The sequence below is a fragment of the Microcoleus sp. CAWBG640 genome, assembly GCF_020883015.1.
GTDB classification, from domain to species: domain Bacteria; phylum Cyanobacteriota; class Cyanobacteriia; order Cyanobacteriales; family Microcoleaceae; genus Microcoleus; species Microcoleus anatoxicus.
On the sequence record NZ_JAHRFC010000145.1, the window covers coordinates 1 to 7,455 of the forward strand.

Annotated in this window: 5 protein-coding genes and 2 pseudogenes; 4 read left to right on the forward strand and 3 right to left on the reverse strand. The window is 47.4% G+C overall.

Annotation, left to right across the window (positions count from 1 at the left end):
* Positions 1–228 (reverse strand): annotated as a pseudogene (locus AAFP11_RS28995) (hypothetical protein); the annotation flags it as partial.
* 664 nt (positions 229–892) lie between these two features.
* Positions 893–1,498: a pentapeptide repeat-containing protein gene (locus AAFP11_RS29000; RefSeq protein ID WP_341740129.1), complete on the reverse strand. Its 606-nt coding sequence runs from the start codon at positions 1,496–1,498 to the stop codon at positions 893–895.
* Positions 1,499–1,604: 106 nt separating this feature from the next.
* On the opposite strand from AAFP11_RS29000, the gene purL reads away from it, so the two are divergent.
* From purL to AAFP11_RS29015, 3 genes are all read left to right on the forward strand, one after another.
* Entirely contained in the window at positions 1,605–4,385 is a 2,781-nt protein-coding gene (gene purL, locus AAFP11_RS29005; protein ID WP_341740130.1) for a phosphoribosylformylglycinamidine synthase subunit PurL, read from the forward strand.
* Between the two features lie 276 nt (positions 4,386–4,661).
* Positions 4,662–5,726 carry a uroporphyrinogen decarboxylase gene (hemE, locus tag AAFP11_RS29010; RefSeq protein ID WP_341740131.1) on the forward strand — a complete coding sequence of 355 codons (1,065 nt, stop codon included), beginning with the start codon at positions 4,662–4,664 and terminating at the stop codon, positions 5,724–5,726.
* A gap of 208 nt (positions 5,727–5,934) precedes the next feature.
* Complete coding sequence (locus AAFP11_RS29015; RefSeq protein ID WP_341740132.1) at positions 5,935–6,900, forward strand: NAD(P)-dependent oxidoreductase; 966 nt, start codon at positions 5,935–5,937, stop codon at positions 6,898–6,900.
* Between the two features lie 223 nt (positions 6,901–7,123).
* Here the strand turns inward: AAFP11_RS29015 and AAFP11_RS29020 are convergent, their stop codons facing one another.
* Positions 7,124–7,264, reverse strand: coding sequence for a hypothetical protein (locus tag AAFP11_RS29020; RefSeq protein ID WP_340521709.1), 141 nt, complete (start codon positions 7,262–7,264; stop codon positions 7,124–7,126).
* Positions 7,265–7,267: 3 nt separating this feature from the next.
* Between AAFP11_RS29020 and AAFP11_RS29025 the strand changes: the two are divergent.
* A pseudogene (locus AAFP11_RS29025) lies at positions 7,268–7,455 on the forward strand (B12-binding domain-containing radical SAM protein); the annotation flags it as partial.

Genomic DNA, 7,455 nt, shown 5'->3' on the forward strand with positions numbered 1-7,455 from the left:
ATGAGGGTCTTTTTTGAGGCGCTCCAAAATTTGTGTTTCCTGTGTCGTTTCCACATCGACAATATAGACAAGCAGGATTTCTGGTTTTTTACGAGCATCGTAGCTGCGTTTGAAGATGGAATAGCCGAGCAATTCTTCGGGGGGAATTTGCAGCTTTTTGAGAATGCTGTCGGCGATCGCATTTACTGGATGATCGAGGGGGAGTTTTATTTCAGTTATTCTTAACATATAGTGGCAGGAAGAAGGAATAATTCACCCCCCCCTAGCCCCCCCAAGGGGGGAAATTCAGGAAGAAGGAATCAGGAACAAGCAAACAGGAAGAAGGAATAATTCACCCCCCCCTAGCCCCCCCCAAGGGGGGAAATTCAGGAAGAAGGAATCAGGAACAAGGAAACAGGAATAAGGAATATTTCACCCCCCCTAGCCCCCCCAAGGGGGGAAATTCAGGAAGAAGGAATCAGGAACAAGGAAACAGGAATAAGGAATATTTCACCCCCCCCTAGCCCCCCCCAAGGGGGGAAATTCAGGAAGAAGGAATCAGGAACAAGGAAACAGGAATAAGGAATATTTCACCCCCCCTAGCCCTTCCCAAGGGGGGAAATTCAGGAAGAAGGAACAAGCAAACAGGAAGAAGGAATAATTCACCCCCCCCCTGCCCTCCCAAGGGGGGAAATTCAGGAAGAAGGAATCAGGAACAAGGAAACAGGAATAAGGAATATTTCACCCCCCCTAGCCCTTCCCAAGGGGGGAAATTCAGGAAGAAGGAATCAGGAACAAGCAAACAGGAAGAAGGAATATTTCACCACCTCAAGGGATGGGATTAACTACTTGGAGCTTCGGTGTGGTCATGACCAAATCTAGCAGCTTAACCCAAATTTCGCATCCTTCTGCTTTACCAAGAGCAGCCTCGCGCATCAGAAAAATCAGCATTAAGCATGGCATAATGGTCAAATATAGCATCAGTTACATCCGCCTTTCTAAACGAAGTCACCGACAACTTTTCTATCTCTTCAACAGCAATAAAAAAACCGATCGCAGTTAAGCCAAGGATCACTCCAGAAACCAAAACTAACACAATTCCCCTAATCGCATCCCCCCCAAAAAAAGTTACAATACCACTAGCGCCGATCGCAGCAGCAGCCCCAGCCACCGCCCCAGCCACAATACCAGCCTCAGCCCTAGTCGCAGCAATCGCAGTCGCCGCCACCGCCGCCACCGCCGCCGCCCCCGCATCCGCACCCCGAATCAATCCCATCAAAGCCCCCGCCAGCGTCACCGTCACCGCAGTCACCCCAGCCCTAGCAATCAAAGTTCTCACCCGTCTGCGGCTTTGTCCCATTCTGGCACCCTGAAAATTTGCCCCCCTCAACATCGCCCCAGTGAAATTGCAGCCTCGAATATCCGAACCACTGAAATTAGCCCCTGACAAATCCATGCCTTTAAAAGAGCGATTTCGTAAATTTTGGTGAGAAAAATTGAGATTTCCAGGTTCAATCATAGAAATTATATATTTAATATTTTTGATTTTAGATGAGAAAATTGAGATTTGAGAATAACAAACCAAAGCCATTTAAAATAAATCCTGTGGTTTATATCGAAATTCCATGTCTGTCATCTCCGAATCTCCATTTTCCCCCGAAGAAATAGCCTCCGAAGGCATTAAGCCCGAAGAATACGAAGACATTGTACGGCGTCTCAACCGCCACCCCAACAAAGCAGAATTGGGAATGTTCGGCGTCATGTGGAGCGAACACTGCTGTTACAAAAACTCGCGGCCGCTATTAAAACAGTTTCCCACAGAAGGCGATCGCATCCTCGTCGGCCCCGGAGAAAATGCCGGCGTTGTAGACTTGGGAAACGGATTGCAATTAGCATTTAAAATAGAATCCCACAATCACCCATCAGCAGTCGAACCATTCCAAGGTGCCGCCACAGGAGTCGGAGGAATTCTCCGCGACATCTTCACAATGGGTGCACGCCCCATCGCCCTTTTAAATTCCCTGCGTTTTGGCAACCTAGACGATAGCAAAACTCAGAGGTTATTCAAAGGCGTAGTATCGGGAATTTCCCATTACGGAAATTGCATCGGCGTACCCACAGTAGGTGGCGAAGTTTACTTCGATGCCGCCTATTCCGGCAACCCATTAGTTAACGTCATGGCCTTGGGTTTAATGGAAACCCAAGAAATAGTTAAATCCGGTGCATCGGGAATCGGAAATCCCGTGCTTTATGTCGGTTCGACTACCGGGCGAGATGGCATGGGCGGTGCCAGTTTTGCCAGTGCAGAATTGACCGACAAATCCATGGACGATCGCCCCGCCGTCCAAGTAGGAGATCCGTTCTTAGAAAAGTCCTTAATTGAAGCCTGTTTAGCAGCCTTCAAAACCGGTGCAGTCGTCGCCGCCCAAGACATGGGTGCAGCCGGCATCACCTGTTCGACATCAGAAATGGCCGCCAAAGGTGGAGTGGGAATTGAATTCGATCTAGACAAAGTTCCCGTTAGAGAAAGTGGCATGGTTCCCTACGAATACCTGCTTTCCGAATCCCAGGAACGGATGTTATTTGTGGCAGAAAAGGGACGGGAACAGGAATTAATCGATATTTTTCACCGCTGGGGATTGCACGCCGTAGTTGCGGGTACAGTGATTGAAGAACCGATCGTCCGCATTCTATTTAAAGGCGAAATTGCAGCAGAAATAACGGCAACTGCGTTAGCAGATAATACGCCAATTTATCACCGAGAATTGTTGACACAACCGCCAGAATATGCTAGAAAAGCTTGGGAATGGACGGCGGATTCCTTGCCAGAATGTACGCTAGCCGGCATTGAAATAGATGGAAATTTGCAAAATTGGAATCAGATTTTGCTCAAACTTTTAGATACTCCCACTATCGCTTCTAAACGCTGGGTTTATCGTCAATACGACCATCAAGTGCAAAATAATACTGTTGTTTTGCCCGGTGGTGCTGATGCTGCGGTTGTCAGATTGCGGCCGCTGGAACCCTGTCAAGAAAAACCCCCCCAACCCCCCCTTAGTAAGGGGGGGCTTCAAGAGCAAGAACCTGCCCTTGCTAAGGGGCAAGAAGAACCCCCCCAACCCCCCCTTAGTAAAGGGGGGCTTCAAGAGGAAGAACCTGCCCTTACTAAGGGGCAAGAAGAACCCCCCCAACCCGCCCTTAGTAAGGGGGGGCTTCAAGAGGAAGAACCTGCCCTTACTAAGACGACGCTTCAAGAGGAAGAACCTGCCCTTACCAAGACGACGCTTCAAGAGGAAGAACCTGCCCTTACTAAGACGACGCTTCAAGAGGAAGCAGAGGCTATTCCCTTATTTAAGAAGGCACAAGGTAGAGAAACTCCCGAACTTTCTCCCCCCCTTACCAAGGGGGGGCCGGGGGGGGTTATTCCCGGAGTGGCGGCCACCGTTGATTGCAATTCTCGCTATGTTTATCTCGATCCTTACGAAGGTGCAAAAGCCGTGGTAGCCGAAGCTGCCCGAAACTTAAGTTGTGTGGGTGCGGAACCGATTGCAGTTACAGATAATCTGAATTTTGGCAGTCCCGAAAAACCCATTGGATATTGGCAGTTAGCATCAGCTTGTCGCGGGATTGCAGATGCTTGTCGGGAGTTGAAAACACCTGTGACTGGTGGGAACGTTTCTCTTTACAATGAAACTATCGATTCTGATGGCAATCCTCAACCCATTTATCCAACTCCGGTAATTGGAATGGTGGGATTGATTGCTGATTTGACGAAGATTTGCGGTCAAGGTTGGCAAAATAAAGACGATTTAATTTATGTGTTGGGGATTGGAAAATCCGACGATGCTATTACCATGAATTCCACTGAAAATTCGTCATCTGAAAATTCAGAAATTGCCACTTCTCCTACTTTGGGAGGGTCGGAATATTTGGCAGCCATTCACGGAATTATTGCCGGAAAACCGCCAAAAATTAATTTTGAGCTAGAAAGAAAAGTGCAAGCAGTTTGTCGCGATGGAATTCGGCAAGGTTGGGTATGTTCTGCCCATGATTGTGCGGAGGGTGGAATTGCGATCGCCCTCGCAGAATCCTGTATCTCTGGTAAACTGGGTGCAGAGGTTCATCTAGGTGGGAATTCGGCAAGTGTTAGCCGTTGGGATGAGGTTTTTTTTGGTGAAATGGGCAATTGCATTGTTGTTTCTGTCGCCCCCAAAAATCAAGGTATTTGGGAAGCTTATCTGGAAGAATATTTGCCGAAAATGTGGCAAAAAATCGGTGTGGTTGGGGGTGCTAACTCGCCTTTGCGGGTGGTGAGTGCGGATAATCTAGGGTTGATTGAGGTGGGGATGGGTGATATGGGCGATCGATTCTATAATGCGATCGAGCGTCGAATTGGCTCTGTTTGATTATCGCTTATAAATGCGGTGGTTAGAAACCGCGTCTACACAGACGAAACCCACTCCAAGCGGGTTGAATTTCTTCAGTCTCGCGTTGCGTGGACTTTGTTTGTAGAGTAGCGGTTTCAACCGCCGACTGACTTGGCGGTTACTATACCTGAGAATGAAACCGCCGTGTCCCCATGCCCCGTCAGGACCAACAGATGAATTTTTTGTCAAAAAGGGCGATCGCGCAATGGTAAGCTACCAAAGGCATTAAAATACCTAAATCCGAGAAAAATTAAGATGTCAGCATTAAATGAAGTTCCCTTGCTGTTGCGGGCAGCCCGTGGCGAAACCCTAGAACGCCCTCCCGTCTGGATGATGCGCCAAGCCGGCCGCTACATGAAAGCCTATCGAGATTTGCGAGAAAAGTACCCATCCTTTCGCGAACGTTCCGAAATTCCCGAAGTTGCCATCGAAGTTTCTCTCCAGCCGTGGCGCGCATTTCAACCCGACGGTGTAATTCTGTTCTCCGACATTGTGACACCTATGCCCGGTTTGGGCATCGATATGGATATCGCCGAAGGTAAAGGCCCGATTATCCACTCACCAATCCGCACTCAGCAGCAAATCGACGCACTGCAACCCCTCAATCCCGAAGAAAGCTTGCCTTTCATTAAAGAAATCCTGGAATCCCTGCGCGCAGAAGTCGGCAACAAATCCACTGTACTCGGCTTTGTCGGCGCGCCCTGGACTCTGGCCGCTTACGCCGTTGAGGGCAAAGGTTCCAAGGATTATGCGATTATCAAAAACATGGCATTTTCCGATCCAACTTTACTACATCAGTTGCTGTCAAAGTTTGCAGATGCGATCGCCGTTTACGTCCGCTATCAAATCGACTGTGGCGCCCAAGTAGTGCAGATGTTCGACTCCTGGGCTGGCCAACTTTCCCCCCAAGACTACGATACTTTTGCTCTACCTTACCAAAAACAAGTATTCGAGCAAGTCAAAAAAACCCATCCCGACACGCCACTCATTCTGTTAGTCACTGGAAGTGCAGGCATTCTCGAACGTATGGCAACATCCGGTGCCGATATTGTTAGCGTCGATTGGACTGTGGATATGGCCGATGCGCGCCGACGTTTGGGCCCCAACATGAACGTTCAGGGCAATTTAGATCCCGGTGTCTTGTTTGGCTCTCAACCGTTTATTCGCGATCGCATTCTTGATACCATTCGTAAAGCAGGCCCGCGCGGGCACATCCTGAATTTGGGACACGGCGTATTACCAGGAACACCGGAAGACAACGTGCGTTTCTTCTTTGAAACCGCCAAACAAGCCGACAAATTGCTTGCAGTTGCTGCTTGAATTTGATTGGGTTTCGATTATATAATCGGCTCAAATATCAATACTGGTTCCCCGGCTCTGCCTGGGAACCTATGTCCAGAGGCTCTGCCTCGTTTGCTATCAGACAAATTGGAGGCAGAGCCTCCGGATCTGCGTTACCAGGCCAGAGCCTGGTAACGAGGAAAACAGCTCAATTCTCCCCTTGCCATCTTCCCTTCCCCTTCTGCAAATGACAAAAAAAATTTTCATAACGGGTGCAAGTGGCTGTATCGGTCACTACATGACCGAAACTTTGATTCAAGACACAAACCACGAACTCTATCTATTAGTTCGCAACCCCGACAAGTTAAAATTTGACTGTAACGCCCGCCCCGGAATCAACATATTGCAAGGCGATATGCGAGATATCGAGCAATATGCCGAACTTCTCCAAACAATAGATGTGGCGATTTTGGCTGCAACTGCTTGGGGGGGGACTCAAGAAGTTTTTGATGTTAATGTCAACAAAACCCTCCGCCTGATTCAGTTACTTTCGCCACAAACTTGTCAACAAGTAATTTACTTTTCAACTGCCAGCATTCTCGGTAATGATAATAATTTGCTCAAGGAAGCAGGGGAATTAGGTACGGATTATGTTCGCTCGAAATATGAGTGTATGACTCAATTGTCAGAGTTACAAAATGTGCCTCCGATTACAGCACTTTACCCCACATTAGTCTTGGGCGGAGATGCCAATAAACCTGTTTCTCACCTTTCTTCAGGTATTCCAGAAGTAGCAAAATGGATTGGTTTGATTCGTTGGTTGAAGGCAGATGCCAGTTTTCACTTCATCCACGGCGCTGATATTGCCACAGTAGTTAATTATTTAGTCGAACATCCGGCAGTTTCTGAGGAACCGCGACATTTTGTGCTAGGAAATTCTCCGCTTACAGCTAATCAAGCAGTAGAACAAGCTTGTGCTTATTTGAATAAAAAGATATTTTTTCGGATTACTCTGTCACCAGGGCTGGCGAATTTCTTTATTTGGCTGTTCCGAATTCAATTAGCTGCTTGGGATAGATTTTGTATTAGCTATCGCCATTTTACTTATCACAATTTTGTCAATCCCGAAACTATTGGATTGCCGAGTTATTGCGGCACGATTGCCGATATGTTAAGGACTAGCGGGATTCCGGGGAAAGATATTAAAAGTTGACAGTTGACAGTTGACAGTTGACAGTTGACAGTTGACAGTTGACAGTTGACAGTTGACAGTTGACAGTTGACAGTTGACAGTTGACTGTTGATAATTGATAGTTGATAGCCAAAATCTGACATGGGTATTTGGTTTCGATGTAAGATAAGATGTCAGCATTTACAGGCGTTAACAGGAAATTAAAGCTAAAAATCTGGCTGATTTGTCTGTTATTTAGAGATACTTAGGGACCGATCGCCCTGAAATTATCTGCGATCGAGGTGCAAAATCTCGATTTTACAACTAACATGATATCTTCAGGGTCGATCGCACTCTCAATTCGCCAGGGCGATCGCAAGTCTGATACTAATGTGAGGTTTAACATACGATGCGAGTTTTACTGGTTTATCCCCTGTTTCCCAAAACATTTTGGTCCTACGAGAAAATCTTAGAATTAGTCGATCGCAAAGTCCTACTACCACCGCTGGGTTTGGTAACAGTAGCAGCTATCCTACCACAAGAATGGGAATTTAAGTTAGTCGATCGCAACATCAGACAAATCACAGAAGCAGAATG